This window comes from Actinocatenispora sera (assembly GCF_018324685.1).
In the GTDB taxonomy this organism is placed as follows: Bacteria; Actinomycetota; Actinomycetes; order Mycobacteriales; family Micromonosporaceae; genus Actinocatenispora; species Actinocatenispora sera.
The window spans coordinates 2,738,814-2,763,945 of the sequence record NZ_AP023354.1 but is presented as its reverse complement, the minus strand read 5'-3'; the positions used below and the strand labels follow the sequence as shown (position 1 = coordinate 2,763,945).

The window sequence follows — 25,132 nt, the reverse complement described above, 5'->3', positions numbered from 1 at the left end:
GCCCCACTCACCGCCGGACCACCTCGGCACCCCTCGCCGTCGCCGACCGGCCTACGGGACATACCGGCCTCGGCGATAGGTTCGTCGCCACCGTCCTTCGATCGGGAAAGAGCCCCCTCATGCCCAAGATCGCCATCGTCGGTGCCGGCCAGTGCGGGCTGACGCTCGCCGCCGGGCTGCTGCGCACCGGCGACCACGAGGTCACCGTGATCTCCGCGCTGACCGCCGACCAGGTACGCACCCGGCGGCCCACCTCCACCCAGGTGATGTTCGAACCCGCCCTCGCCATCGAGCGCGACCGCGGCCTGGCCCTCTGGGACGACCAGACGCCCGCGATCGAGGCGCTGCACATGACGCTCGCGCCGACCCCACAGACTCCCCGGCTGGATCTGGTCGGTCGGCTGCCGGCGCCGGCCCGATCGGTCGACCAGCGGGTCAAGATGGCGCGACTGCTCGACGAGATGGACCGGCACGTACGGACCCGGACCGCCACCGTCGACGATCTCGAGGGTTACCTGGACTCCGGGAGCTACGACCTGGTCGTGGTCGCGGCCGGCCGCGGTGAGCTCGCCGAGCTGTTCACCCGCATCCCGGAACGCTCCCCGTACACCACGCCGCAACGGAAGCTGGCCGTCTGCTACGTGCGCGGCATGCGGCCCGACCCGGACGTCGACGTGGTCGGCGGGCACTTCAACGTCGTACCCGGGGCCGGCGAGATCATCGTCATCCCCGCCCTGACCACCACCGGTACCTGCGACATCATCTTCGTCGAGGCCATCCCCGGCGGCCCGATGGACGTGTTCGACGCCGGACTGTCCCCGGAGGCGCACCTGCGGGTCCTGCAGGACGTGCTGCGCCGGCACACGCCGTGGCTGGCCGAGCGCTGCACCGAGATCACGCCCACCGACCCTCACGCCAACCTCGTCGGCGCCTTCACCCCCACGGTGCGCAACCCCGTCGGGATCCTGCCGTCCGGCCGCGCCGTACTCGGCCTGGCCGACGTGGTGCTGGCCAACGACCCGATCACCGCCCAGGGGTCCAACATCGCCGCCCGCGCGGCCGCGTTCTGGGAGCAGGCCATCCGCGACCACGGCGAGGGGCCGTTCGGCGCCGGCTGGATGCGCACCAACGCCGACCGGTTCTGGACCGAGGTCGGCGAGACACCGACCCGCTGGACCAACGAGCTGATGCTGCCGCACCCGCCGGCGCCGCACGTCGCGCAGATCCTCGGCGCGGCAACCCAGTTCCCCGAGGTCGCCGACCGCATCGGCCGCGGGTTCACCGACCCCGACGACCTCAACGACTGGTTCATGACCCCCGAGGCGGCCGAGCGCTACCTCGGCGAGGTCGTCGCACGGCACCAGGCCGCCACCTCGTAACCGGCGGCCCGATCGTGTCATCCGACGCCAGCCCGCAGCCCGGCAACCCGGTACCGCCCATCGGCATCATCGGCGGTACCGGACGGCAGGGCCGCGGGCTGGCCTACCGCCTCGCGCTTGCGGGCCGTACCGTGCTGCTCGGCTCCCGCCGGGAGGAACGCGCCCGCGAGTGGGCCGCACGGCTGATGGCCATGCCCCGGGTCACCGGCACCGTCCGCGGCGCCCGCAACGCGCAGGCCGCGTCCGCAGCGCTGGTGATCGCCACGCTGCCCTACCCCGCCCACGCCGACACCCTGGGAACGCTGCGAGGCGAGCTGGCCGGCGCCACCCTGATCGACTGCACCAACCCGATCCGCCGCACCGCGGCGGGCATCGACCTGATCAGCGTGCCGGCCGGCAGCGCGGCCGAGGAGGCCGCCGCGGTGCTGCCCGACACGCTGGTGGCCGCCGCGCTGCACCACGTCTCGTCCGCGAGCCTGATCAACCCGGCCAACGCCACGCTGACCGGAGCCGTCCCGGTCTACAGCGACCACCCGTACGCCCTCGAGGCGGCGTGCGCGTTGATCCGGCACCTCGGCGCGCTCCAGCCGTACCAGGCGGGCCGGCTTCGCGGCGCCCGCGACGCCGAGAGCCGGGCGCCCGCACTGATCACCGCGTCGCTACCGCACGCCGACCGGGTCCGCACCGATCACCCGCCGACGGACCAGGCGCGGTAAGCGCATCAGGCGGTCGCGGGCGTTCAGTGGACGGCAGCCGGGCGGGGCGCGTTCGATCGTCGCGCGGTGGCACCGGTGATCGACGCACCGGTGCGGATGCAGTCCGGGCAGTGATGTGGCCCGGTCGCGGCTGACGCCACGGCGTTCCAGCCGTCGTACTCGGCGGCCTCGCCCAGCAGGCGCCAGTCGTAGCAACTGTCGTCGCCGCACCGGTACCGGCGGCGGCAGGCGTCACAGATCAGTTCGTAGTAGGGCTGCCCGTCTTCGTCGTAGTAGACGCGTCGACTCATCGATCACCCATCTCCCCTGGCTGGTCGGCCCGATCACCGGTTCGGGCCCTCGGTCGGTGGCCGGCGGTCGGTGGCGGCGGTGAGCTGCTGGCGCAGCTCCGCGATCTCGGCCCGGGCGTGCGCCAGCTCGACCTGCAGGGTCACGATGCGGCACGCGGCGTCCATCGACAGGCCCTTGTCGACCAGGATCCGAGAGATCCGTTCTGACAGCGATCAGATCGTGGCATCACCTCCCGCACGGAGCGCGCGGCGCCCACCCCGGCGACGGGGCGGGCGCGCGCACCGGTCAGCCCGCCTCGATCACCTTCCGGTCACTGCCGGAGCGGGTGATCGGGATCCGGCGCGGCCGGGCGTGCTCGGCGACCGGAATCGACGCGGTCAGCACGCCGTCGCGGTACTGCGCCGACACCCTCTCCAGGTCGAGCCCGTCACCCAGCACCATCTGCCGGTTGAACGTGCCGACCGGACGCTCGCGCATCACGAACTCCGCGCCCTTCGGTGCGTCCACGTCTCGCCGTGCCCGCACCGTGAGCGTGTTGTTCTCGGCCGTGACTTCCAGCGATTCCTCGTCGATCCCGGGCAGGTCGAGCCGCACCTGGTAGGCGTCGTCGGACTATTCTGATCCAGCCGAGGGGCATAACTTGTAGTGGCAAGACCAATTTTAGCCCGGCGCGCAGGGCCGTCAAGTCGCGGCAGGGATGCGTCCGGCGCGACCGGCGGTCCAGACCTCCGCGCGACCGGCGGTCCAGACCTCCACGCGACCGGCGGGCCGGGCCTCCACGCGACTGGCAGGCCGGCCCGATACCGCCGCCGACGGCGGCCGCCCGGTGGCCCGGCAGGAGTGTCGCCGGGGGGTCGTATCGTTCGGGGCGTTGTTGTATGGGGGCGGGTGGAATCGTGGCTGGCAGGAGTGCCGAGCAGCTGCTGCACGAGTTCAGCAGCAACGCCGAGGCGGACGTGACGATGTCACTGCTGCGCTCGGGCGACGCGTTGCTGCACCTGGCGTTGATGGCGGCGCATCTGGGCGACGGTCAGGTGGTGGACGGGGCGGCACTGGCGGCGGCGATCGACCGCGACCTGCCGCGGCTGGCCCGGTCGGCGCCGATGTCCGGCGAGGGGCCCGGGTCGGCGTTCGCCGACGCCGACGTGCTGTTGACCCGGTGGACGAAGAAGGGCTGGGCGCACCGCACCGTCGACCCCGAGTCGCGCTCCGAGCGGTACCAGCTGACCGCCGGGGCGGCGCAGGCGGTGCGGCAGATGCGCAACCTGCGCCGGCACACCTCCACCGCGACCGAGTCGGCGCTGGCGATGGTGATGGCCGGCGTGCACCAGATCGCGACGGAGGCCAACCCCGACCTCGAGGCGCGCCGGGCGGAGATCGACGAGCAGATCGGCGCGCTGCGGGCCAAGCGAGCCGAGCTGGACCGCGGGGTCGCGCCGGCGATGGCGCATGCCGAGCTGGTGGAACGGATCTCGGCGTTGATGCACCTGGTGGAGCGGATCCCGGCCGACATCGCCCGGTACGGCGAACGCATGCAGGCCAACACGATGGCGCTGATCCGGCAGAGCCTGTCGGACGACGCGGAGGAGTTCGCCGAGTCGTTGCACCGGATGTTCGAGGGCCACGACGTGATCGCCGAATCCCCCGAGGGGCAGGCGTTCCGGGCGTTCGCGACGCTGATCGGGACGCCCTCGCAGCGCTCCCGGCTGGAGACCGACATCGCCGACGTGCTGCAGCGCGTCGACGGGCTGCCGGCGGAGGTGACAGAGGCGCTGGACGGGTTCATCGACGCGATGTGGCAGCGGGTGCGCGAGGTCGAGCAGGCCCGCGCGATGGCGTTCCGGCGCATCAGTACGTTCGTCCGCGGCGGCGACATCGCGCACTACCGCAGCATGCGCACCCGGGTGGTGGAGGCGCAGACGGCGGCGGCCGGGGCGTTCGCGGTGACCCACGGCGGTCGCGACATCGGCTTCACCGTACCCACGAGCGGGGTGGACACCAGCTCGGTCGGCCGGTTGCGACTGCACGAGGGGCCGCCGGAGCGCCCCGATCCGCTGGTCGACGACGCCGGGTTCGCCATCGACCCGGCGACCCTGATCGGCGCGGAGTCGATCGACTGGGCGGCGCTGCACCAGGCGGTGAACGCGGCGATCGAGGCGCACCACGGCATCGCGACGCTGCCGGACGTGTTGGAGCTGCTGGCGCAGCCGCGGACCGGCGACGTCATCGGCCTGTGGTCGCTCGCCGCCCGGTTCGGCAAGGCCGATCTGCAGACCCGGGTCACCGTGGTGGCGCACACCGCGCAGGGGCTGCGCCCGATCACGCTGCCCTACCTGCTGTTCGGTGACGAGCTTCCCGACCCGGCCGGGCGCAGCGGCCCGCCGCGCCCGCGGCCCGGCCAGGGCAGCCTGCTCACGGAGGTGCCAGCCCATGCCTGAGGACTCCGAGGTCTTCGACCCGGCGCTGTTCGCCGAAGCGCCCCCGACGCCGCTGGATCCGACCGAGGTGTTCGACGCCGAACCGGCCGTTGCACCCGTCGGTACGCACCTGGAACGCGAGCACGAACCGCGCTTCGACGGCGACACCAGCGCGCTGCCGCCCGAGGTCTGCTGGACGCTGCAGGAGCTGGTCGCCGCGCCGCACCTGACCGACAAAGCGAAGAAGCACTGGGCCATCGTGCTGCAGTACGAGCAGGTGCTGCGCAGCTGGCTGTCGGAACTGGGACTGCTGCTGGAGGTCAACCGGGAACACCGGTACGCGTTCACCCGGCAGGCCGACGACCCGAGCCCGCACAGCCGTACCATCCTGCGCACCCGCACGTTGAGCCTCGCGGCGAGCGCGCTCGCGCTGCACCTCTACCAGCAGTACCTGGTGGCGCCGGACGACCCGGTGGTGTCCACCAGCGACATGATCGACCACATGTTCGCCTACAAGCGGGCCACCGACACCGACGCGGCCGCGTTCGACAAGAAGATCCGCACCGCGATCAAGTCGCTGGACGACGCGTCGATCATCCAACCGATCCGCGGCACCGATCGCTACCTCATCCTGCCGGTGATCACCGCGATCCTGACCGCCGACCGGGTCGAGGCGCTGACCGACACCTACACCGCGATCGCCCGCGGCGACATCGGCACGGCCGGCGAGGAGGACGACGATGAGTGACCGGGCTCGGACCATCCACCTCGGTCAGGTGCGGCTGACCCGGCTGCAGGTGATCAACTGGGCGACCTTCACCGGCTACAAGGACTTCCCGATCGACGAGCGCGGCGTGCTGTTCACCGGCCCGTCCGGTTCCGGCAAGTCGTCGCTGATGGACGCGCACTCGCTGGTGCTGCTGCCCACCCACGACCAGCGGTTCAACGCCTCGGCCGATCTGAGCGCACGGGGCGCCAAGCAGGCCACCCGCAGCGTCGCCGACTACGTGCGTGGCGCCTGGTCGGAGACCAACGACGCCAACGCCCAGGCCCGCACCCGGTACCTGCGGGGCGGCAAGGCGACGTGGTCGGCGGTGGCGGCCACCTACGACGACGGGCTTGGCGCGGTCACCACCGCGGTGGTGGTCAAGTGGTTCACCGGCGCCGAGACCGACAACGCGTCGCTCAAGTCGCTGTTCCACCTGTACGAAGGGGACTTCGAACTCACCGCGCTGACCGGCTGGGCCGACCGCGGCTTCGACACCCGCTGGCTGCGCGCCACGTTCGCCTGCACGCACTGCGACGGGCCGGTCAGGTTCTCCCGCGAGCTGTCCCGTCGCATCGGGCTGGCCAACTCCAGCATGGCGCTGTCGCTGTTGGGCAAGGCGAAGGCGATGAAGAACGTCGGCGACCTGAACCTGTTCATCCGGGAGAACATGCTCGACGAACCGGCGACGTTCGCCGCCGCCACCGACATGCTCGACACCTTCACCCCGCTCAACGACGCGTACGAGACGGCCCGGCGCGCGCACGCCCAGGAGAGGGCGCTGCACGACCTGCCCGACGCGTGGCAGCGCTACCAGCAGTCCGAACAACGCCAGACGATGGCCGACGAGCTGCTCGGCGCCCCGCTCGACCACTACCTGCGGGCCGTCCAGCTGCAGGCCGCGCGGGCCGCGCTGGACGAGATCGACGACACGATCGAACGGCTCGACACCGAGCTGTCCGAGGCGAACACCGAGGTCGAGCAGGCGTCCGAGCGCTACCAGTCGCTGGAGGCGCAGCTGCGCCGCGACGGATCGATCCTCAGCGAGCTGCAGACCCAGCTGCGCGCCGCGCAGGGCGAAGCGCAGGCCCGGCGGCGCGCGTACCAGAGCTTCACCGGCCTGGTCGAGCAGGTGGAGCAGCCGGCACCGACCAACCGGCAGGAGTTCGACGAGTTCCACACCCGGCTGGGCAGCCTGGTGTCCACCGCCGCCCGCGAACGTACCCAGCTCGCCGGCCGGCGGCACGCGGTGTTCGCCGCGGCCGCGACCGCCCGCGACCGGCACCAGGGCAAGGAGGCCGAACTGGCGGGGCTGCGCTCGGCGCGGTCGCTCATCCCGCCCCGGCAGCGCGAGCGCCGCGAGCTGATCGCGCACGGGGCGCAGATTCCCGCCGACGACCTGGCGTTCGCCGCGGAGCTGATCGACGTCGCCGACGGCGAGGAACGGTGGCGGCCGGCGGCCGAGAAGGTGCTGCGCGGCTTCGGGCTGCGCCTGCTGGTGCCGGCCCGCCACCAGCAGGCGGTGATGCGGTTCGTCGACGAGCACGACATGCGCGGCGTCGTCGAGTACAGCATCGTCAGCCCCGTCACCGCCGCGGCGCCACAACCGGCCGCCGAAACGCTCGCCGGCAAGCTGACCGTCGACGCCGACCACCCCAGCGGCAGGTGGCTGGCGGCCCAGCTCGCCAAGCGGTTCCAGCACGTGTGCGTCGAGTCGGCCCGGGAGCTGGAACCGCACCCGATCGCGGTCACCGTGCACGGCACCGTCAAGCAGCCCGGCAACGTCTTCCGCAAGGACGACCGGCCCGAGCTGACCAGCCGCTCCTCGTACATCCTGGGCGCCAACACGGCCGCCAAGATCGCCGCGATCGAGGACGAGCTGGCCGCCCTCGACGAGCGCCGCCGCGCCGCGCAGGCCGAAGCCGACCAGCTGGACGGGCGGTGGGCGGCGCTGGACCGCATCGGCCGCTGCGGTGCCCAGCTGGCCGAGCACACCGACTGGGACCAGCTCGACCACTGGAGCGCCGGGCAGCGGGCCGATGAGCTGGCCGACCGGCTGGCCGAGGTGCGTGCCAACAACGCCAACCTGCAGCTGCTGGAGAAGCGCCGCGACGAGGCCAGGCAGCAGTGGGAGGACCTGGTGGACCAGCGCGCCACCCTGAAGAACCAGCTGTCCGGGCACAACGCCCGCCAGCAGGCGCTGGTCGAGATCCTCGACGCCGAAGCCGACCGGCCGCACGAGATCGACGACAGCGCCCGCGGCTACCTCGACGAGGCGCTCGCCGCGACCGAGGTCGACGTCGACCCGGGAAACGTCAACCCGGCCAGGACCGCGTTGCGCCGCGAGCTGCAGAGCCGGCGGGAGGCGGCCAACGCCGAGCGCATGCACGCCCGTACCAGAGTGAAGAGCGCGATCGACCGGTTCTGCGAGCAGTGGCCCGACTCGGCCCCGGACACCAGCGGCGATGTCGACGCCGCCGGCGCGGACTTCGCCGCACTGCACGCCGACATCAGGCAACGCCGGCTACCCCAGGCGATGGACCGGTTCCAGCAGATGATCAGCGAGGACATGGTGCCGTCGATCAGCGTGCTGCAACGGGCCATCGAGAACGCCACCGACGACATCCGGCGCCGCGTCGACATGGTCAACAACGGGCTGCGCCGGGTCGAGTTCAACACCGGCCGGTACCTGCAGATCGCCTACAAGGCCGCTCGATCCGCCGACGTGCGCGAGTTCCGCACCATGGTCGACACGCTGCTGAGCCAGGCGCCGGCCGCCCGCGGCAACGCGACCAAGCTGCTCGCCCAGTTCCAGCGGGTGCAGAAGCTGATGGGGCAGTTCACCGCCGACACCGCCGAAGCCCGCGCCTGGCGGCGCAACGTACTGGACGTGCGCACCAGCTACAGCTTTTACGGCCAGGAGGTCGACGGGGACGGCGAGATCCACTACACGTACCGCAACACCTCGTCCAACTCCGGCGGCGAGCAGGAGAAGCTCGTCGCGTTCTGCCTGGCCGCCGCGCTGAGCTACAACCTTGCCGACCCGGACGGCGACGGGCTGCCCGTGTTCGCGCCGCTGATGCTCGACGAGGCGTTCAGCAAGTCCGACGAGGAGTTCTCCCGGCAGGCGCTCGCCGCGTTCGACGACTTCGGCTTCCAGCTGGTGATCGCCGCACCGATCCGGATGGCCGGCATCCTCGAACCGTTCATCGGGCAGGCCATCCTGGTCGACAAGCGGCTGTTGCCGCACGGCGCCCAGTCCGACGCCGCCACCGCCACCTTCGGCGAGCTGATCACCCGGGCCGAACATCACGACGACGCCCGTGCCACCGCCTGACATGCGTACCCCGCAACAGGTACGGACGCTGCTGGCCGCGCGCTTCCGCCGCGACTACCCGAGCTGGGCGCAGCGGCGCGGGAGCTGGCCGCTGCACATCTCGCTGCAGGAGCCCGGTACCGCGCAACGGCGAGCGGACCCGGTCGCCTGCCACGCCTGGGCCGACAGCTGGCGTGACTACCCCGGGCCAGGCACCGTGACCTGGGCCAACCGCGACTTCCGGACCGGCGTGCACCCGATGCCGAAGACCCTCGTCCTGGCCCGGGCGTACGACGTCGCCGCGGCCGATCCGGGCACGGCGACGGTGTGGCAACGCTGCGGCGCACGGCTCGCCGAGTTGACCCGCCACTTCCCCGACGCGCGGCTCGGCCCCCTCGTCCGCCGCATCACCGAACTGGCCGACGCCGACCACCGGCGGCTCGTCACCACCGCAAGCTGGCTGCGGGCCAACCCGTCGTCGGGCATGCTGCTGCGCCAGCTACCCATCGAGGGCATCGACACCAAGTGGCTGCAACGCCATGCACCGCTGGTTCTCGCGCTGCTCGGTGACGATCCGGACGCCAGCACCGCTGCCGACCCCGACACCGGGCCCGCCTCCGGGCCCGGGCCTGACGCCGGGCCGAATCCCGGGCCCGGGTCCGACGCCGGTACCGGCGATGCCGGCGCGACCGCCGACGACACCGGCGCGGGCGCCACGGCGCGGCTCCGGCTGTACCGACGGCTCGGCCTGCGCGTGCCCCCAGAGCTCATCCAGGTCGCGGTCCTCGATCCCGAGCTCCGGCACCAGATCGGCGGGATGCGCCACTTGGCCGCCAGTACCGACGACCTCAACCGCTGGGAGCAGACACCGGACACCGTCGTCATCCTGGAGGCCAAGGAGACCGGCTACGCCGTCACGACCGACCACCCCGGCGCGGTCATCCTGCACGGACAGGGGTTCAGCGTCGCCGCCTACGCCCGCATCGGCTGGGTCCGCACCGCCCGCCGGGTCATCTACTGGGGCGACCTCGATCTGCCCGGGCTGCACTTCGTCGACGATCTGCGCGGCCACGGCATCGACGCCCGCACCATTCTCACCGATCGGGCGACGCTGGACCGCTACCGGCACCTCGCCGTGGACGGTGCCGGCACGACCCGCTCGAGCCTGCCGCACCTCACCCCGGACGAGATGGCTCTGTACCGCCACCTCGCCGAGCATGCCGCCGCCACCGGCACCGGGCTGCTGCTGGAACAGGAACGAATCCTCTGGCCCGATGCCTACCGGGCCCTGGTCGAGGCGATGGCATCCCCGTCCGAACCCGCTGCCGCACGGCCGTGATCGATCGCCGCGCGCCGTCGCCGCTGACTAGCGCCGCAGCCCATCGGCCGACTGTCGCAACCGGGCACCCAGTCCGCCCGGGTGCCGGCGATGCCGGCCCTTGTAATGAGCCGGACGCGAAGTAGTGCGTGAATAGCTCATGCCAGGCGGGTACCCACATCCGTACCGCCACGAAACCGCGGCGGCGCGGTCCGGCGGACGCGCGGGCGTTCCGGGGAGCACCGGGCGTCGCACCGCACCCGCGGCTCAGTAGAACTGGGACAGGCAGAACTCGTTGCCCTCCGGGTCGGCCATCACGACGACGACACCCTCGTCGTAGTCGTGGCGCTCGCCGGTGAACCGGCCGCCGAGCGAGACGACCTGCGCGATCCCCGCGTCGATGTCGTCGACCAGCACGTCGAGATGCAGCCGTACCTTGCCCTGCTTCGGCTCGGTGACGGGCTGGAAGACCAGCCGAGGCTGCGCGTCGTCGACGTGTCCCAGGTACACCCAGCCGGGCATGGACGGCCCCTCAGGCCGGTCGAGCAGCACGCTCCAGAAGCGCGCCACCCGCTGCACGTCGAGACAGTCGACCGTGACGCCGATCCAACGGTTCGCCATGTCCGCCCTTTCTCCTGTCGTACTGCCGGATCGCGGCGCAACTGCTGTCGTGGCGCCGGCCGGGTGCTGCCGTGTTCCTGCCTCGGGGTCAGCGGTTGTCGCCGGTACCGCCGAGGACACCGCGGCGTTGCCGGCTGGCGAGCTTCGCCAGGTTGCCCGCGGCGATGTCGTCCAGCGACAGGTCGAGGTAGTCGGCGAGCACCGCCACGTACCAGAGCACGTCGCCGAGTTCCTTGGCGATGTCGGCCCGGTCGATTCGCGACTCGTCGCTGTCGGCGTCGCGGACCCACTTCTTGAACTTCTCCGCGACCTCCCCCGACTCCCCGACCAACCCGAGCACCAGGTGCAGCAGCTCGTTCTTCTTGTCACGGGGAGCCGCGGTATGCAGGGCGCCCCGCTGGTAGTCGTCCAGGTCCATGGCCGCCCAGTATGGTCCAGCGTCCCTGCCATCCGCGAATCAGTTGGCTCGCGCGGGTCAGTCGAGGCGGAAGATCTCGGGGAGCAGGCCGGGGCCGTCGTCGTCGACCCGCTGCTCCAGAAGCTCGGCCATCCGGTCCTGCCAGCGGGCGTTGACCTCGGTCTCGGCCATCGCCGCCAACGCCGCCGCCGGGTCGTCGGCCTCGAAGTAGCCGAACGCCTGCCGTCCGGACAGGTGGATCGAGTAGTTGCGGAACCCCGCTTCGCGCAGCGCGGCCCGCATCTCCGGCCACACCTCCCGGTGCGCCGCCAGGTACTGCTCGACCTTGTCCGGCCGGATCGTCAGCACGAACGCAGCCCGCGCCATCCCACACCTCCGTCGACGACGTTCTAGCGCTTCGCCGGCGGACGCCGGCCGTTGCGGGAGTGAAGCAGCCCTTCGACGCCGAGCAGGAACGTCTCGCCGATCGGTTTCGGGTCGGTGAGGCAGCCGGCGGCCATGGCTCCGTCGCGCAGCATCACGAAGTGCCGGGCGGCGGCGTCCGGGTCGGTCTCGCCGGTGGCGGCGAGCAGCTCGGTGACCGTGTCCAGGAACCACTGCCGGTGCTTCAGGACCGCCTGGTGCACCGGATGGGCCGGATCGGGGTACTCGGCGGCCGCGTTGAGAAACGCGCAGCCGCGGAAGCCCTGGCCCTGGATGTCGTCGGCGATGTGCTGCCCGATCTCGCGCACGATGTCCTCCGGCGGGGCGTCCTTCGCCCGAGCGGCGGCGGTGCGCGCGCGGATCGCCTCGTCGGCGGCGGTCAGGTACGCGACGACGAGGTCGTCCTTGCTCGCAAAGTGCCGGTACAGCGTGGCGCGGGTGACCTGCGCGACGGCGATGACGCGGTCGACGCCGACGGCGTGGATGCCCTCGGCGTAGAACAGCTCGGTCGCCGTTCGCAGCAGCCGGTCCCGTGCCTGCGACATGTGCCTGCCCCTTCCCGAAGCGCCGGGTCGAGCCTAGCAGATAGAACGGTCGGTCTTGACATCGTCGCCGAGTAGCTGCACGCTAGGGAGACCGATCGTTCTGTCTTGCAGAGCGAATCACCCACCGAGGGGGAACCATGCCCACATCGATCGACACGTCCATCGACACCGGCGCACAGATCGACGTCGCCAGCGGTAGCACAGGGTTGCGAAACCTCTACTATGTGCGGTTCGGGTTCGCGATCGTCTGGGCCGGGCTGGTCGTGCTCGTCGCCTCCACGCTCAACCCGGCCAGCATCGGCCTGCTGGTGATCTACCCACTGTTCGACGCCGCCGCCGCGGTGATCGACTTCCGCACCTCCGGTACCAGCCGGCCGCGCACCCCGCTGTATCTCAACATGGCGCTGAGCTTCCTCACCTTCCTCGGCCTGGCCGCCGCGGCCACCTCGGGCATACCGAGCGTGCTGACGGTGTGGGGCGCCTGGGCGATCACCGCGGGCATCGTGCAACTGGTCGTCGCGATCCTGCGCCGTCGGCTCGGTGGCCAGTGGGCGATGATCCTCAGCGGCGCGATCTCCGTCGTCGCCGGCGCAAGCTTCGTCCTGCAGGCCGGCGGGAAGGCCTCGTCGCTGACCAACATCGCCGGGTACGCCACCCTGGGCGGGATCTTCTTCCTCGTCTCGGCGATCCGCCTGCACCGCCGCGCCACCTTGCGGAAGTGACGCACCTCCGGTGGACGGTCAGTGCGGCCGGAGCACGAGCTGGCGGAGGTGCGCGTCGCCGTGCCGCCAGCCCGGCACCGAGACGGCCACGTAGCGGGCCGTACCGGACAGCTCGGCCCGGCGCTGGCCGGCGCGCAGCCGGGCAACCTGCTCGTACGACAGGCCGTCGGTGCTGGTCGACACGGTGGCGGCCGGCGGACGACCGGGCATCCAGTGCAGCTCGATCGCGCCCAGCGACTCGGCGCCGCCCAGGTCGACCACCATCCGACCGGCACGGCCGGGCGTCCACGCCGTCGCGTCGCTGCCGTCCACGGCGGCGGCCGGATCGGTCATGCCGTCCGGCAGCGGGCTGGTCGGGAACGTCACGCGGCCCAACGCCAGATCGGCGATCGGGTACGCCGGGACCGAGCCGAACACCACGTCGGTGCGGTGCGCGCCGACCACGACGACCCGGTCGGCACCGCTGCGGCTGCGCACCCGTACCGGACCCGACGGCCCGTGCAGCCGCAGCCGGTGCGCGTCGGCCACCTCGACGACCAGCCCCGCCGGCAGCCGGCGCCCGCCGAGCGGCTCGACGGTGAACCACGGCGCGAGTACCGCGGCGCTGCCGGCCGCGAGCTCGACCTGGTACGCGGTGCCGGCCGCGGTCGTGGTCTGCGTCCCGGCGAACACCGGTACCGCGGTGTCCCGCGCCGGAATCGTCACGGTCCCGGCCAGGCGGGCACCGGTCAGGTTGAACACGCTGAGGTACCCCTCGGCGAGGCTCGACGCCAGCCCGTCGGTGTCGGTGGACGGCGCCGGGTCGGCGGCCGCCTTCCGGGTGGCGGCGTCGTCCAGCCCGGGACGGCCCTCCACCAGCAGCGGCGCGGCCGGGCCGTCGGCGAGCGTGATCACGTTGCCCTGCACAGTGATCGGGTGGTCGGTGCCGCGGACGACGAGCCCGGCGCGGCCGTCGACGTTCAGCCAGCCGCCGCTGCTGGACAGGTCGGGGTGCGGGTAGCTCGCCACGTCGGTCCAGCTCTCGCCGTCGGCGGACGCCTGGATGCGGTAGGCGCGGCCGGCCGCTGCCTCCCAGTCGATCCTCACCCGGTCGAATTCGGCCACCCCGCCCAGGTCGACCGCGAGCCAGCTGTCGGCCCGCGGCCGGTCGGCCCGGGACACCGCCCAGCGGGTCGTGTCGTCGCCATCGGTGGCGTACCCGGCGGCGTGCCCGGTGTCCGCCGACGACGCGCTCGTCGCCTTGCCCTGCGCCAGGTTCGCGCCGGCGCCGTCCCGCACGGCGAGCTCGATGATGGAGTAGCCGTAGCGGGGATCCGGGGTGACACCGAGCATCCGTACCCAGCGCGCACTCGTCCGGTCGAACGTGACGGTGTCGACCCGGGCCGCACCGGACGAGTCGTCGTTCGCCGGCACGGTCACACCGCCCTCGGCGGCGGTGTAGGTACGGTCACCGTCGAGACCGGGCACGCCCGGCATGGTGAGGTTGTGGACCTCCAGGTGCCCCTCGCCAGCGGCGACACCGCTGGACGCGTACACCACCGAACCGCCGGGCAGCGAGGCGAACCCGGCCCGGCCGGCGTCGAAGCCGAGCACCACCGCGCTGGCGTCGAACCCGTTCCGGGCCCGGAGGTAGGTGGCGACGGTGCGGTTGCGCACCGTGGCGCCGGTGGCAGGCAGGAACATCGGGGTCGTACCGCTGAGGACGAACAGCCAGTCGTCGTGGCCCGGCTGCCAGGCGAACTTGGCGAAGCCGGGCTTGCTGACCGCGCCCGCCCACGCCGCCGGCGACTGGTGTGCCACCAGGCCCGGCCCGGTACCGAAGTCGATGACGCCGGACGCGTCGGCGAACACCTCGGCCGCCGACAACGGCGCCACCGGTGCGCCCTCCCGAGCCCGCCACTCGTGCAGCAGGTAGCTGATCGCCACCTCGGCGCGCGCCTCCGGCTCGTACTTCGGTTCACCGGAGAACTTCGTGATCCGGTACTGCGGCGGATAGTCCTGGTAGGCGTCGAGCCGGGCGGCGAGCGCCTGCTCGGCCCACGCCGCCCGCCGGTCGCCCAGCACCTGCGCCAGGAACGCGATCGGGATGACGTCCCGGCCGTACAGGTGTTCCCGGTCGGCGACCATCGGCATCAGCGGCTCACCCGCGTCGCTCATCACCGCGAGAATGCTGCGCCACAACCGGTCCCCGTTCGGCTGCTCGGCCAGTACGGCCGGCATCGGTTGGCCGGCGGCGATGAAGTGGATGCCGTTGCGGCCGGAGGTGCGCCACAGCTCGCACTGGTAGTGCGGCCCGAACGAGCCGTGGTTCTCCACCAGGAACGTGTCGTACAGGTTGTGCGCGGTGTTGCTCGACACCCGCGCACCGTCGACCACCGTGGGGTTGGCGTGGTCGGCCGCCGGGTGGCCGGTCTCGTTGCGGCTCCACCGCGCGTACCAGTCGCGCCAGTCCGCCGCGCCTGCCGCGTCCGGCGCCCAGGCCAGCGCGGGCGCGATCGACTGCGCGTAGACGCCCATCTCCTCCAGCTTGGTGTCGCCGACCCAGCCGCCGGACAACCCGTGCGGTGTCCACGATCCGGACAGCGGGTCGTCGCCGCTGCCCAGCGAGACGGTGTAGTCGGCCTGCCGCCGGGCGATGAGGTCGAGGTTGGCCCGGGTCTGCGCGTCGAGCTCGTCCCACAGCAGCCGCCCGGCCAGCTGGAAGTAGAGCTGGAAGGTGGTGTCGAAGAACAGCGTCCTGCCCCACTCGGTACCGCCGAGGAGCCGGTTCGACGCAGCGAAGTGCGACAGCGTCGCAACCGTGTGTTGCCGCAAGGTCTCGGAGTCGACGCCGGCGAGGTCCGCGTCGTAACCATCACGAGTCAGCAACACCGCATTGCCGAGCACGACCGCGAACGAGAAGTCCTTCGCCAGGTAGTGCCCGGCGCTCCCGTCCCACTGCGTCTCGGCCCACCGAGTGTGCCGGAGCAGTACCCGATGGTAGGTGCGCGCGACCTCGTCGGCGGCGAGCCGTTGCCGCGCGCTGGCGGTCGTGGCCGCGGCGCGATCCGGTGCAACGTAAGGCAATGCGACGGCGAGCGCACCGGCCGTGCCGGCCGCCCGCAGGAGCCCGCGGCGGCTCAGGCCGGTCTGCACTGGCAACGTTGTCATGACCGGATCCTCACACATCCGGTACGCGCGGTCGACCCCTCCTGTCGCTGCGCTGCGCCACGCACCGGTCACCACTCGACAACCGACCGCGGCCCACCTCGTCGCCGGGCGCGGACCACGGGGTTTGCGAGCACCGTCGATGATGAGGGACAACGCCCTGCGGATGTAGTCTTTCCCGACCGTGTGGGTATGGCTGACCCGCAGGCCAACACACGGCGTCGACCAGGACGCCGTGGCTGACGGAGGAGAAACGCGAGCGTGACTACGATCCCGCCGACCGGGCCGGGTGGCCCGGGCGACCCCTACGACGGAGGAATGTCGCAACCCCCGTACGGGCAGGGCCCCGGTGGCCCCGGCATGCCGCCGCCACCGCCCGGCATGGGCGGCCAGCCGGCCGACACCAGCGGCAACGCGTTGAACATCATCTCGCTGGTCGCCGGCATCGTGTCGATCGTCCTCTGCTGCTTCTACGCCGGCATCTGGGGCGGCGTGCCCGCCATCATTCTCGGCGTGCTGGGCCGCAAGAAGGCCGACAACGGGCAGGCGACCAACAAGACCCTGGGCACCGTCGGCCTGATCCTCGGCATCATCGGTGCGGTGTACTTCGTCGTCCAGATCATCCTGCTGGTGTCCGGCGTCAGCATGAACCTGGCGAAGCAGCTGCAGAACCAGACCTGAGCCCATCGCCGGGCGGGGAGGCAACTCCTCGCCCGGCCCGCTCCACCGAACCTGCCGGCTCCACCGAACCTGCCGGCTCCACCGAACCAGCCGGCTCCACCGAACCAGCCGGCTCCACCGAACCAGCCGGCTCGACCGAACGGCTCCGCCCGGCCAGGCGAGAAGTCCGAAGTAGCACGGTTCGCCGATACGGGCTTGCGCGCGGGTCCATTATGGACACCAGACGCAGCGGACCGGATCCGCCGCCACGTTCCTCTCACGTTCGACCTTCTGGTAGTGAGGAAGAGGGCTCATGGCCGAGCAGCGGACCATCGTCATCACCGGGGCCAGCGACGGGATCGGCGCCGCCGCGGCCCGACAACTCACCGAACGCGGCGACGACGTGGTGCTCGTCGGCCGCTCACCGGACAAGACCAAGCGACTCGCCGAGGAGTTGGGCCGCCCGTACCACCTGGCGGACTTCGTGCAGTTCGACCAGGTGCGGGCGCTCGCGCGGGAGTTGCTCGACGCGTACCCGCGGATCGACGTGCTGGCCAACAACGCCGGCGGCATTTTCAGCCAGCAGACCACCGCCGACGGCTTCGACCAGACCCTGCAGATCAACCACCTCTCGCCGTTCCTGCTCACCAGCCTGCTGCTGGAGCGGCTGATCGCCTCGAACGCCGCGGTGATCCAGACGTCCAGCGCGATGGCCAAGGGCGGCCGGATCGACGTCGACGAGCTCGGCACCCTGCGCAAGCGCAGCGCGACCGGCGCCTACAGCGACACCAAGCTGGCCAACATCCTGTTCACCAACGAACTGCATCGCCGCTACCACGAGCAGGGGCTGTTCGCGGCCGCGTTCCATCCCGGTGCGGTGTCGAGCAACTTCGGTTCCACCGGCTCCGCGCTGGTGCGCTTCTCCTACCGGTTGCCGGTGATGAAGCTGTTCCTGGTCAGCGCGGAGCAGGGCGGTGCCCGGCTGAGCTTCCTCGCCGGCGGCACGCCGGGCGAGACCTGGCAGTCCGGCGGGTACTACGAGAAGAGCCGGCCGGCGGGTCCGGTCAACCGCCAGGCCGCCGACCCGGAGCTCGCCCGCGCCCTGTGGGATCGCACCGCCGAGCTGGTCTCCGCACCCTGACCAGCGGCGGGATGCAACAAGTGTTGCATTGATGCAACACTTGTTGCACCATAGCCTCGTGAGTGCGGACGAGAGCCGAGCGTGGCTGTTGATCGGTTACCGGGCGCCCGCGCAGCCGTCGACGGCACGCGTGTCGACCTGGCGCCGGCTGCACCGGCTGGGCGCGGTGTACGTCGGCGCGTCGACCTGCCTGCTCCCGGCCGGCGCCGCCGATGACGCCGCACTGTCCGCGCTCGCCGCCGGAGTGACCGAGGCCGGGGGCAGCTTCGACCTCTACCCGATCGACGCGATGAGCATCCCGGCGCATCGGGCGCTGGTGGCGCGGGCGAACGCGGACCGCGACGCCGAGTACGCCGAGGTCGTCGAGCGCGCCGAAGCGCTGGTCACCGAGCTTGCCACCGAATCGGCGCGGGGCAAGTTCACCTTCGCCGAGGTGGAGGAGAACGAGGCGGACCTGGCCAAGCTGCGCCGCTGGCTCGCCACCGTCGGCGCCCGTGACCGGTACGGGGCGGGCGGGCGCGCGGCGGCGGAGCGGGCGGTCGATCGGGCCGCACAACGGATGCAGGAGTTCACCGAACGTTCCGCCGGCGCCGACCATCCGCCCTCGGTCGGACCCGCGCGGCCCGACCGAGGCAGGTGAGCCCAGTGGGGGGCGTGTCGCACCGACGCCTGGTGCGCCGCGGCTTCGCCCTGGAGTACCTCACGCTCGGCTGGAACGCCGTCGGTATCGTGATCGTGGCCTTCGCCGCGACCCGCGCTCGATCGGTTGCGCTGGCGGGATTCGGGCTCGACTCGCTGATCGAGGTCGGCGCCTCGGTCGTGGTGGTGTGGGAGCTGTCCGGCGCCGGCGCGACGCGACAGCGGCGCGGGCTGCGGCTGATCGGCGTGGCGTTCACCGCGCTGGCGGCCTACCTGGCCGTGCAGTCCACGGTCGTGCTGGTCGAGGGTGCGCGGCCGGGCCACTCGCCGGCCGGGATCGGATGGACCGCCCTCACCGCCGCGGTGATGTTCGCACTGGCCACCGGCAAGGCCCGTACCGGTGCGGCGCTGGGGAACCCGGTGCTGGCCACCGAGGGCCGGGTCACCCTGGTCGACGCGATCCTGGCGATCGCGGTACTGGCCGGGCTGGTCCTCAACGCGGCCGCCGGCTGGTGGTGGGCCGATCCGCTCGCCGGCTACGTACTGGCCGGCTACGCCACCCGCGAGGTGCGCACGATCTGGCGCGACACCCGAGTCGAGCACGGCGGCGTCGATGTGGACTGACGTACTGGTCGCCGCGGCCGGCGCGGTCGGCGGGCTGGTCGTGCTGTGGCTGATCCTGGTCGCGTTTCTCGCCGTCGCCCGCCCGGCAGGTGGGCTGCTCGGCGAGATGATGCGCATCCTGCCCGACCTGCTGCGGCTGGTGACCCGGCTCGCCCGCGACCCGTCCCTGCCCCGCGGGGTGCGGGTCCGGTTGTGGTTGTTGCTGGGCTACCTCGCCCTGCCCATCGACCTGATCCCGGACTTCGTTCCCGTGCTGGGTTACGCCGACGACGCCATCGTGGTCGCGATCGTGCTGCGCTCCACCATCCGCCGGGCCGGGCCCGACGCGATCGCCCGGCACTGGCCCGGCACCCCCGACGGCCTCGCCGCCGTCCACCGCCTCACCCGCACCGGGCCCGCCCAACGACTCCCCCGGCCACGACGAGGCGGCGGCCGCCGAGCAGGTCGACCGCGGGGGTGTCCGTGAGCAGGAAGCCCGAGGCGCCGGCACGCAGCGCCCCGGACACGTACTCGTCGTGGCCGACGGTGGTCAGGATCAGCACTCGCGCAGCAGCCGTGTGAACGGCGACCGCCACAGCGCCAGGTCTTCCATCGGCCGGTGCGGATCGGCCCAGCGTGCGAGGCCGCGGTGCGGGTGTGCCCAGCGACCCGCCGGTCGCCGGCCCGTCGCTGCTCCCTGGCATGCCTGGTACGCAGGGAAAACGGCCGGCCGGGGACCACGAGGCGCCCGGAACTCCGGTTTCCGCTGACGGTCGGCCGGAGATCGTCGCGGCGCGTATTGCGTGGCACGGTCGATCGTTTCGCACCTAGGCTCGGCCGGGACTCCCCGGGGTGCCGCGCCTCGATGCTCGGCGCGCCGCACCCGGTCGACAGGAAGGGTGGCAGGGTGGCGGCGCGCGACGAGCCCGACGGTACGGATGCGGCAGCCGACGACGAGCGGTCCGCCGGCGCGGACATCGACCACGGTTTCGCCGCACGGCTCGCGGCCTACTCGCCTCCTTCGTCGACGCCCGAGGACCCCGGCACGACAGAGTCGGCTGCGCCGGCGGTCTGGCGGTGGCCGGTGGCACTGGGCGGTGGGCTGATCGGAGCCGGCATCGCGACGGTGTTCGCCGCCGGATGGCTGGTCCCGCGCGGTCTTGCCCACGGAGTCCGGGCATACATGCACTGGCCCGCTCGCCACCACCACTGGCTCAGCGACCATTCGCTGCGAGTACTGACCGTGGCGCTGGGCGGCGTGCTGGTCGTCTGGGCGCTGACCGCCTGGTACCGGCGATGGGTGTGGGTCGAGCGGAGCAGCTTCCGCGTGGCCAGCCCCCTGCTGGTGGCCTGGGCGATCGTGACGACCGGGTGGGCGGTGGCGGCGGTACGCGTCGAGCTGTCCACCGGGTTCCTTGGACCCAGGACCGTGACGGCCGGGGTGGGTGCACTGGCTGTACTGGTTGGGGCGCTGGTGGTCCTCGTCACCGGCCGTCGTCGCGGTACCGTCGGCGTCCGGCGTGCGCTGCTCGCCACGACGGCTGCCGCGGTGGTCGTCGTCGTGGCGGCCACGGTCGGCGCGGTCGGCGCGCCCGGTTACGGCCTGGTCGCCACCGTGGCGCCCGTTGCCGGTACCCCGGCCGTACCGGCCACGGTGTCGCGGGTGGCGTGGTCGCGGGCGATGCCGAGCGAGGTGGTCGACGTCGTACCGGCCGGGCCCGGTGTGCTGGTGTTGCTCGAGGACGGCGTCGTCGCCGTCGACGGGCTGACCGGACGGATCCGCTGGACGTACCGGCGCCCCGGCGCGAGCGTCGAGCACCTGTCGGTCAGTCCGGGCGGCAGGAGCGCCCTACTGCACTGGGGGCCAGATCGGAGCCAGCTGGTGGCCCTCGACGCCACCACCGGACGCGTCCGCTACATAAACGGGGGTGCGAAGGAGTTCGGACAGATCCCGATGACCGACGATCTGTGGCTGTCCTCGTCCCCCGGCGCCGAGGGCCGGCCGACGGTCGACGCCTGGTCGCTGCGCGACGGCCACCACCTGTGGCGCTACCGGCCGGCGGAGGACTGTCGACTCGACTACGTCAGGAACGTGTGGCGGCAGACCAGGGCCGCGGTGATCTTCCCGATCATGTGTTACCGCCACGCCAGCGACGCGGTGCGCTTCGTGCACTTCGTCGCCTACGGTACGAGCGCAACGCCGTTGTGGCAGCGGCGGGTGCCGCTTCCGGGACACTCGCCTGAGGTGTACGGCATCGACGCTGAGGCCGCGGCGGACGGCTCGTGGTACGGCGCCGAGATCAGCCTGGGCCGCAAGAGCCTCACCGTGGCGTTCGATCCGCGCACCGGCCGGAGCCGCTCGTACCGCAGGCACGCGCTGTCCGGCACCCGGTGGGTGCGCAGCGACGGTGACCGCGGGATCGTCGTACACGACGCCGACGGCGGGGCGTGGCCGGTGCCGAAGGCACCGTGCTCCTTCGACGACAGGACGATCTTCAGCGCGGCTGCCCCCGGCGCGACAGGGTTCTACGCCGACGACGGGTGGACCTTCGCCGCCGGCGCCGTGGGTTGTCTCAGCGCGAGCGATGCCAACGGGGCGCGGGGCACCGAGGTCGTGCAGGTACAGGACCTGCCGTCCGGCCGGCGACACCAGATCCCGGTGGACCTCGGCGGGCCGTACCAGGAAAGCTCCGACCTTCCCCGGTCGTCGTTGACCGCCGCACCGGGGGCCTGGGTCGTGGTGTCCCGGGAACACCTTGCCGCCGGCGGGGTGAGCCGCGTGGTCGGCCTGCGCTGACGGCGAGGCCGCTGCCCTCCGCGAGGCGGGCGTCGGTCCGTCAGCGCGGCCGAAGGCCGTCGAGCACCACGGCGATCGATCGGTTCGGAGCGGCGCGCAGTCGGGCGCGGCGCTCGGCTACCGCGGCGCCGATGAGCAGGTCCAGTACGTCGGCGATATCGACATCGGCCCGCACTTCCGCGGCCTCCTTCGCCTGGCAGAGCAGGCGGTCGAACCACTCGACGAAGTCGGACCGCAGCTGATCGGGTACCGACAGCGCCGTGCCGGGATCACCATCGAGCGCCTCGCAGAGCGCCTGGTTGAGCGCGATGTCGCCGACCAGGTAGGCGAAGTAGTCGCGGAAGGCGTCGCCCGGTACGGCACTGTCCGCCGACAGCGTGCGGGCGCGCTCGACGAACTTCTCGATGCGGCCGAGCACGACCGCCTCGAACAGAGCGGCGCGGGTGGGGAAGTGCCGGTACACGGTGCCGACGCCCACCCCGGCGCGGCGCGCGATCTCGTCGAACGACACCGACGAGCCTCCGGTCGACAGCATCTCCCGGGCGACGGCCAGGACCTGATCGCGGTTGCGCCGGGCATCGGCGCGCAGCGGCCTGGTGGTGGGTGCGGCGTGGTCGCTCACCGCTCGATCGTAGTCCCGATATTGCAACCGGAGAGATCTCTCCGTATATTCGAGCTAGGCGGAGAGTCCTCTCCGCTTGCAGCGTGCGGGGCCGCACCCACCACGGAGGACACACGTGGACCAGGTTGTTTTCGTTACCGGCGCGACCGGGCAGCAAGGCGGAGCGGTCGCGGACCGCCTGCTCGCGGACGGATGGCAGGTGCGAGCCTTGACCCGCCATCCGGACAGCACCAGGGCTCGAACGCTGGCGGCCGCCGGTGCCGAGGTGGTCGCGGGCTCGCTGGCGGATCCCGCCGCCATCGACCGCTGCACCGAGGGCGTCTACGGCATCTTCAGCGTGCATCCGGGGCCACTGGCCCCCGACCAGGACGAGGTCCAGGCCGGTAAGGCCATCACGGATGCCGCCGTGAAGCACGGCGTCCGGCACCTCGTCTACAGCTCCGGACTCGGCGCCGACCGCGGCGGCCAGCCCACCAAATGGGAGATCGAGCAGTACATCGCCGCGGCAGGCGTGTCGGCAACGGTACTGCGGCCGAGCTCGTTCATGGAGAACCTGATCACGCAGGCCGCGACGGTCGGTGTACGAGACGGCGCCCTACGCACCGCCGCCGCCCCGCACGTGCGCCAGCAGTTCATCGCGCTCGACGACATCGGCACCTTTGCGGCACTCGCGTTCCGGAGCCCGGACGACCACCGCGGCCGGACACTGGAGCTGGTCGGTGACGCACTGACACCGCCCGAGGTCGCCGCCCAGATCAGCGCCGCGCTCGGGCGCGACGTCCCGTACATCCAGCGACCGATCGAGGAACTGCGCCGCATCAACGAACGATTCGCCCGCGGCTACGAGATGCTCAACAGCGGCGACGGCCGCGTCCCCGACATCGACATCGACGACCTGCGTTCCCTGCACCCCGGACTGATGAGTTTCCGGAACTGGCTCGACCACAAGGGAGCAGAGCTGATCCGGGCGCTGCTGGACGCTCGATCCTGATCACCCCGGCCCGCTGCCCTGGCCCGCGTGCGTACACTCTCGCGGGTCAGGCACGGCCCCCGCGTCCGCGACGGAACACGCACAGGCCGGCCCGCTCGCCGTGGCGGCCGGGTCGTGGACCAATAGGCGAATCGCGAGACCTGCCGCGTTCTGCGTGGCAGAGTTTCTGGATGGCCGTATGGGGCTCGCGGCTTGCCGACCGATCAGACGTGCGCCCCGCAAGGGAGGGTCACCGGTGACCACCGAGGCAAGCACGCTGCAGCACCTGCGCGAGGAACTCGCCACCGCACACCGGCAGCGTCAGCAGGTGGCCGACACGCTCACCGATCGGTTGTGCGGCGATGCCGCCGATCAGGCCGAGGGCGTGGAACGCGTCAACGAGCTGCGCCGGCTCGATCTGCGCATCGCGCAGTTGGAGCGGCTCCTCGTCGACGCCACGCGCGCCGACCCCGGCGAGGCCGGGACCCTGCCCTTCGGTACCAGGCTGGTGCTGCGATTCGCCGACGGCGACACCGAACGAGTCCACCTCGCCCCGGTACCGGCCACCAGCGCCACCGGCACGGCGATCACTCGCGACAGCCCACTCGCCCAGGCTCTGCTCGGCCGCAGCGTCGGCGACACCGTGACGTGGTCCACCCCGGCCGGCGAGCTGCGCGCCGAACTTCTCGAGCTGCACCTGCCCTGACCGCCGCGCCAGCCTCATGTGGGTACGGAACACGCCGTCAGCCGAACGGTGCCCGAGGGTGCGACGCGTGGCACCCGCCGTCGCGGGTAGCTGGTACGCATGACCGAGTCCATCATCGCCGTCGTCGACATCGACGGGACACTCATCGACTCCAACTACCAGCACGCGCTCGCCTGGTACCGGGCGCTGCGGTCGGTGCACGAGATCTACCCCGTGTGGCAGCTGCATCGGCTCATCGGTATGGGTGGGGACCACGTACCCACCGCTCTGGGCGGCGAGGAGCTGGAGCGCAACGTCGGCGATCAGGTACGACAACGTCAAGCTGAACAGGTCGATGCCATGCTGGATGAGATGGAGCCGCTGCCCGGCTCCCGGGAGCTGCTCCAGGCCATCCGGCACCGTGGCCACCGGCTCGTCCTGGCCAGCTCCGGCCAGCAGCACCATGTGACGACATTTCTCGACAAGCTGGACGCACGCGAACTCGTCGATGACTGGACCTCCGCCGCCGACGTCGAAGCATCCAAACCCGCGCCGGACCTGCTGCACATGGCGCTGGCCAAGATCGGCGCCCCGCGCGATGCGCCGAGCGTGATGGTGGGCGACTCGGTCTGGGACGTGCAGGCTGCGCACAAGGCAGGGATGCCGGCCATCGTGGTCCGGTCGGGCGGCTTCGGCGACGACGAGCTGCGCAACGCCGGCGCCATGGCGCTCTACGACACCCCGGCCGACCTTGCCGCGGCCCTGGACGACACCCCGCTCGCCTGACGCCCGCGGCGGCGCCCTGCACGCGCGTACCGGCACGTCCGACCCGGCTGAGGTATGCGCCTCGCGCGATGGGTCGCAGCGCAGGGAAGGCATGTTCACGGCGGGTCGGGGTACAGCGAGCACATGATCGCTCGATCTGCGCCACCCGAT

General features: G+C 72.0%; 24 protein-coding genes and 1 pseudogene. 16 read left to right on the top strand and 9 right to left on the bottom strand.

What is annotated here, in order from left to right; all coding sequences use genetic code 11:
* Nucleotides 1–119 precede the first annotated feature (119 nt).
* A complete protein-coding gene (locus tag Asera_RS13225; RefSeq protein WP_051802072.1) occupies nucleotides 120–1,379 on the top strand; it encodes a styrene monooxygenase/indole monooxygenase family protein in 1,260 nt (419 codons plus the stop codon).
* Nucleotides 1,380–1,393: 14 nt separating this feature from the next.
* Nucleotides 1,394–2,095, top strand: coding sequence for an NADPH-dependent F420 reductase (locus Asera_RS13220; RefSeq protein WP_051802073.1), 702 nt, complete (start codon nucleotides 1,394–1,396; stop codon nucleotides 2,093–2,095).
* A gap of 23 nt (nucleotides 2,096–2,118) precedes the next feature.
* Here the strand turns inward: Asera_RS13220 and Asera_RS13215 are convergent, their stop codons facing one another.
* The 3 genes and pseudogenes from Asera_RS13215 to Asera_RS13210 all read right to left on the bottom strand — a co-directional run.
* A complete protein-coding gene (locus Asera_RS13215; protein ID WP_030445631.1) occupies nucleotides 2,119–2,385 on the bottom strand; it encodes a hypothetical protein in 267 nt (88 codons plus the stop codon).
* 33 nt (nucleotides 2,386–2,418) lie between these two features.
* Nucleotides 2,419–2,550 carry a hypothetical protein gene (locus Asera_RS33595; protein ID WP_280529727.1) on the bottom strand — a complete coding sequence of 44 codons (132 nt, stop codon included), beginning with the start codon at nucleotides 2,548–2,550 and terminating at the stop codon, nucleotides 2,419–2,421.
* A 121-nt stretch (nucleotides 2,551–2,671) separates the two neighbouring features.
* Nucleotides 2,672–2,983: pseudogene (locus Asera_RS13210) on the bottom strand (Hsp20/alpha crystallin family protein); the annotation flags it as partial.
* A 299-nt stretch (nucleotides 2,984–3,282) separates the two neighbouring features.
* Between Asera_RS13210 and Asera_RS13205 the strand changes: the two are divergent.
* Genes Asera_RS13205 through Asera_RS13190 form a run of 4 tightly spaced genes read left to right on the top strand, consistent with a single transcriptional unit; the run spans nucleotide 3,283 to nucleotide 10,224 of the window.
* On the top strand, nucleotides 3,283–4,824 hold the full coding sequence (locus tag Asera_RS13205; protein WP_051802075.1) for a DUF3375 family protein: 1,542 nt from the start codon (nucleotides 3,283–3,285) through the stop codon (nucleotides 4,822–4,824).
* The gene (locus tag Asera_RS13200) at nucleotides 4,817–5,551 is read left to right on the top strand and encodes a DUF4194 domain-containing protein (protein WP_051802076.1); all 735 of its coding nucleotides are present in this window, start codon (nucleotides 4,817–4,819) and stop codon (nucleotides 5,549–5,551) included. Before Asera_RS13205 ends, Asera_RS13200 begins: the two co-directional genes overlap by 8 nt.
* Complete coding sequence (locus Asera_RS13195) at nucleotides 5,544–8,906, top strand: ATP-binding protein (RefSeq protein WP_084131210.1); 3,363 nt, start codon at nucleotides 5,544–5,546, stop codon at nucleotides 8,904–8,906. The genes Asera_RS13200 and Asera_RS13195 overlap by 8 nt, the downstream gene beginning before the upstream one ends.
* Nucleotides 8,893–10,224 (top strand): Wadjet anti-phage system protein JetD domain-containing protein, encoded by a 1,332-nt coding sequence (locus tag Asera_RS13190; RefSeq protein WP_157034756.1) that lies wholly within the window; start codon nucleotides 8,893–8,895, stop codon nucleotides 10,222–10,224. Before Asera_RS13195 ends, Asera_RS13190 begins: the two co-directional genes overlap by 14 nt.
* A 246-nt stretch (nucleotides 10,225–10,470) precedes the next feature.
* Here Asera_RS13190 and Asera_RS13185 read toward each other — a convergent pair whose 3' ends face one another.
* From Asera_RS13185 to Asera_RS13170, 4 genes are all read right to left on the bottom strand, one after another.
* The gene (locus Asera_RS13185) at nucleotides 10,471–10,824 is read right to left on the bottom strand and encodes a VOC family protein (protein WP_030445637.1); all 354 of its coding nucleotides are present in this window, start codon (nucleotides 10,822–10,824) and stop codon (nucleotides 10,471–10,473) included.
* Between the two features lie 88 nt (nucleotides 10,825–10,912).
* A complete protein-coding gene (locus tag Asera_RS13180) occupies nucleotides 10,913–11,242 on the bottom strand; it encodes a nucleoside triphosphate pyrophosphohydrolase family protein (protein ID WP_030445638.1) in 330 nt (109 codons plus the stop codon).
* 57 nt (nucleotides 11,243–11,299) lie between these two features.
* Nucleotides 11,300–11,608, bottom strand: coding sequence for an L-rhamnose mutarotase (locus tag Asera_RS13175; protein WP_030445639.1), 309 nt, complete (start codon nucleotides 11,606–11,608; stop codon nucleotides 11,300–11,302).
* Nucleotides 11,609–11,631: 23 nt separating this feature from the next.
* Entirely contained in the window at nucleotides 11,632–12,210 is a 579-nt protein-coding gene (locus Asera_RS13170) for a TetR/AcrR family transcriptional regulator (RefSeq protein WP_030445640.1), read from the bottom strand.
* 137 nt (nucleotides 12,211–12,347) lie between these two features.
* Between Asera_RS13170 and Asera_RS13165 the strand changes: the two genes are divergently transcribed.
* Nucleotides 12,348–12,932 (top strand): membrane protein, encoded by a 585-nt coding sequence (locus Asera_RS13165; RefSeq protein ID WP_030445641.1) that lies wholly within the window; start codon nucleotides 12,348–12,350, stop codon nucleotides 12,930–12,932.
* 18 nt (nucleotides 12,933–12,950) lie between these two features.
* On the opposite strand, the gene Asera_RS13160 is transcribed toward Asera_RS13165, so the two are convergent.
* Entirely contained in the window at nucleotides 12,951–16,082 is a 3,132-nt protein-coding gene (locus Asera_RS13160) for a discoidin domain-containing protein (RefSeq protein WP_030445642.1), read from the bottom strand.
* 315 nt (nucleotides 16,083–16,397) lie between these two features.
* On the opposite strand from Asera_RS13160, the gene Asera_RS13155 reads away from it, so the two are divergent.
* From Asera_RS13155 to Asera_RS13130, 6 genes are all read left to right on the top strand, one after another.
* On the top strand, nucleotides 16,398–16,760 hold the full coding sequence (locus Asera_RS13155) for a DUF4190 domain-containing protein (RefSeq protein ID WP_084131216.1): 363 nt from the start codon (nucleotides 16,398–16,400) through the stop codon (nucleotides 16,758–16,760).
* Between the two features lie 292 nt (nucleotides 16,761–17,052).
* A complete protein-coding gene (locus tag Asera_RS13150; protein WP_030445644.1) occupies nucleotides 17,053–17,880 on the top strand; it encodes an SDR family NAD(P)-dependent oxidoreductase in 828 nt (275 codons plus the stop codon).
* A 58-nt stretch (nucleotides 17,881–17,938) separates the two neighbouring features.
* Complete coding sequence (locus Asera_RS13145; protein ID WP_051802079.1) at nucleotides 17,939–18,520, top strand: Chromate resistance protein ChrB; 582 nt, start codon at nucleotides 17,939–17,941, stop codon at nucleotides 18,518–18,520.
* 14 nt (nucleotides 18,521–18,534) lie between these two features.
* Nucleotides 18,535–19,143 (top strand): cation efflux transmembrane domain-containing protein, encoded by a 609-nt coding sequence (locus tag Asera_RS13140; RefSeq protein ID WP_211255537.1) that lies wholly within the window; start codon nucleotides 18,535–18,537, stop codon nucleotides 19,141–19,143.
* Nucleotides 19,133–19,609: a YkvA family protein gene (locus tag Asera_RS13135; protein WP_051802081.1), complete on the top strand. Its 477-nt coding sequence runs from the start codon at nucleotides 19,133–19,135 to the stop codon at nucleotides 19,607–19,609. Before Asera_RS13140 ends, Asera_RS13135 begins: the two co-directional genes overlap by 11 nt.
* 420 nt (nucleotides 19,610–20,029) lie before the next feature.
* A complete protein-coding gene (locus Asera_RS13130) occupies nucleotides 20,030–21,919 on the top strand; it encodes a PQQ-binding-like beta-propeller repeat protein (RefSeq protein WP_030445648.1) in 1,890 nt (629 codons plus the stop codon).
* Nucleotides 21,920–21,959: 40 nt separating this feature from the next.
* Here the strand turns inward: Asera_RS13130 and Asera_RS13125 are convergent, their stop codons facing one another.
* On the bottom strand, nucleotides 21,960–22,541 hold the full coding sequence (locus Asera_RS13125) for a TetR/AcrR family transcriptional regulator (RefSeq protein WP_030445649.1): 582 nt from the start codon (nucleotides 22,539–22,541) through the stop codon (nucleotides 21,960–21,962).
* 115 nt (nucleotides 22,542–22,656) lie between these two features.
* Between Asera_RS13125 and Asera_RS13120 the strand changes: the two genes are divergently transcribed.
* From Asera_RS13120 to Asera_RS13110, 3 genes are all read left to right on the top strand, one after another.
* Complete coding sequence (locus Asera_RS13120; RefSeq protein WP_030445650.1) at nucleotides 22,657–23,532, top strand: NmrA/HSCARG family protein; 876 nt, start codon at nucleotides 22,657–22,659, stop codon at nucleotides 23,530–23,532.
* Nucleotides 23,533–23,767: 235 nt separating this feature from the next.
* Nucleotides 23,768–24,217, top strand: a complete 450-nt coding sequence (locus Asera_RS13115; RefSeq protein WP_030445651.1) for a GreA/GreB family elongation factor — start codon at nucleotides 23,768–23,770, stop codon at nucleotides 24,215–24,217.
* A gap of 99 nt (nucleotides 24,218–24,316) precedes the next feature.
* Complete coding sequence (locus tag Asera_RS13110) at nucleotides 24,317–24,982, top strand: HAD family hydrolase (RefSeq protein WP_030445652.1); 666 nt, start codon at nucleotides 24,317–24,319, stop codon at nucleotides 24,980–24,982.
* Nucleotides 24,983–25,132 lie beyond the last annotated feature (150 nt).

What these genes read in the sequence shown, in the direction of transcription:
- Asera_RS13225 (WP_051802072.1), top strand. Translation starts at nt 120, where the DNA reads ATGCCCAAGATCGCCATCGTCGGTGCCGGCCAGTGCGGGCTGACGCTC.
- Asera_RS13215 (WP_030445631.1), bottom strand. Translation starts at nt 2,385, where the DNA reads ATGAGTCGACGCGTCTACTACGACGAAGACGGGCAGCCCTACTACGAA.
- Asera_RS33595 (WP_280529727.1), bottom strand. Translation starts at nt 2,550, where the DNA reads ATGGACGCCGCGTGCCGCATCGTGACCCTGCAGGTCGAGCTGGCGCAC.
- Asera_RS13200 (WP_051802076.1), top strand. Translation starts at nt 4,817, where the DNA reads ATGCCTGAGGACTCCGAGGTCTTCGACCCGGCGCTGTTCGCCGAAGCG.
- Asera_RS13195 (WP_084131210.1), top strand. Translation starts at nt 5,544, where the DNA reads ATGAGTGACCGGGCTCGGACCATCCACCTCGGTCAGGTGCGGCTGACC.
- Asera_RS13185 (WP_030445637.1), bottom strand. Translation starts at nt 10,824, where the DNA reads ATGGCGAACCGTTGGATCGGCGTCACGGTCGACTGTCTCGACGTGCAG.
- Asera_RS13180 (WP_030445638.1), bottom strand. Translation starts at nt 11,242, where the DNA reads ATGGACCTGGACGACTACCAGCGGGGCGCCCTGCATACCGCGGCTCCC.
- Asera_RS13175 (WP_030445639.1), bottom strand. Translation starts at nt 11,608, where the DNA reads ATGGCGCGGGCTGCGTTCGTGCTGACGATCCGGCCGGACAAGGTCGAG.
- Asera_RS13170 (WP_030445640.1), bottom strand. Translation starts at nt 12,210, where the DNA reads ATGTCGCAGGCACGGGACCGGCTGCTGCGAACGGCGACCGAGCTGTTC.
- Asera_RS13165 (WP_030445641.1), top strand. Translation starts at nt 12,348, where the DNA reads ATGCCCACATCGATCGACACGTCCATCGACACCGGCGCACAGATCGAC.
- Asera_RS13160 (WP_030445642.1), bottom strand. Translation starts at nt 16,082, where the DNA reads ATGACAACGTTGCCAGTGCAGACCGGCCTGAGCCGCCGCGGGCTCCTG.
- Asera_RS13155 (WP_084131216.1), top strand. Translation starts at nt 16,398, where the DNA reads ATGTCGCAACCCCCGTACGGGCAGGGCCCCGGTGGCCCCGGCATGCCG.
- Asera_RS13150 (WP_030445644.1), top strand. Translation starts at nt 17,053, where the DNA reads ATGGCCGAGCAGCGGACCATCGTCATCACCGGGGCCAGCGACGGGATC.
- Asera_RS13135 (WP_051802081.1), top strand. Translation starts at nt 19,133, where the DNA reads ATGTGGACTGACGTACTGGTCGCCGCGGCCGGCGCGGTCGGCGGGCTG.
- Asera_RS13110 (WP_030445652.1), top strand. Translation starts at nt 24,317, where the DNA reads ATGACCGAGTCCATCATCGCCGTCGTCGACATCGACGGGACACTCATC.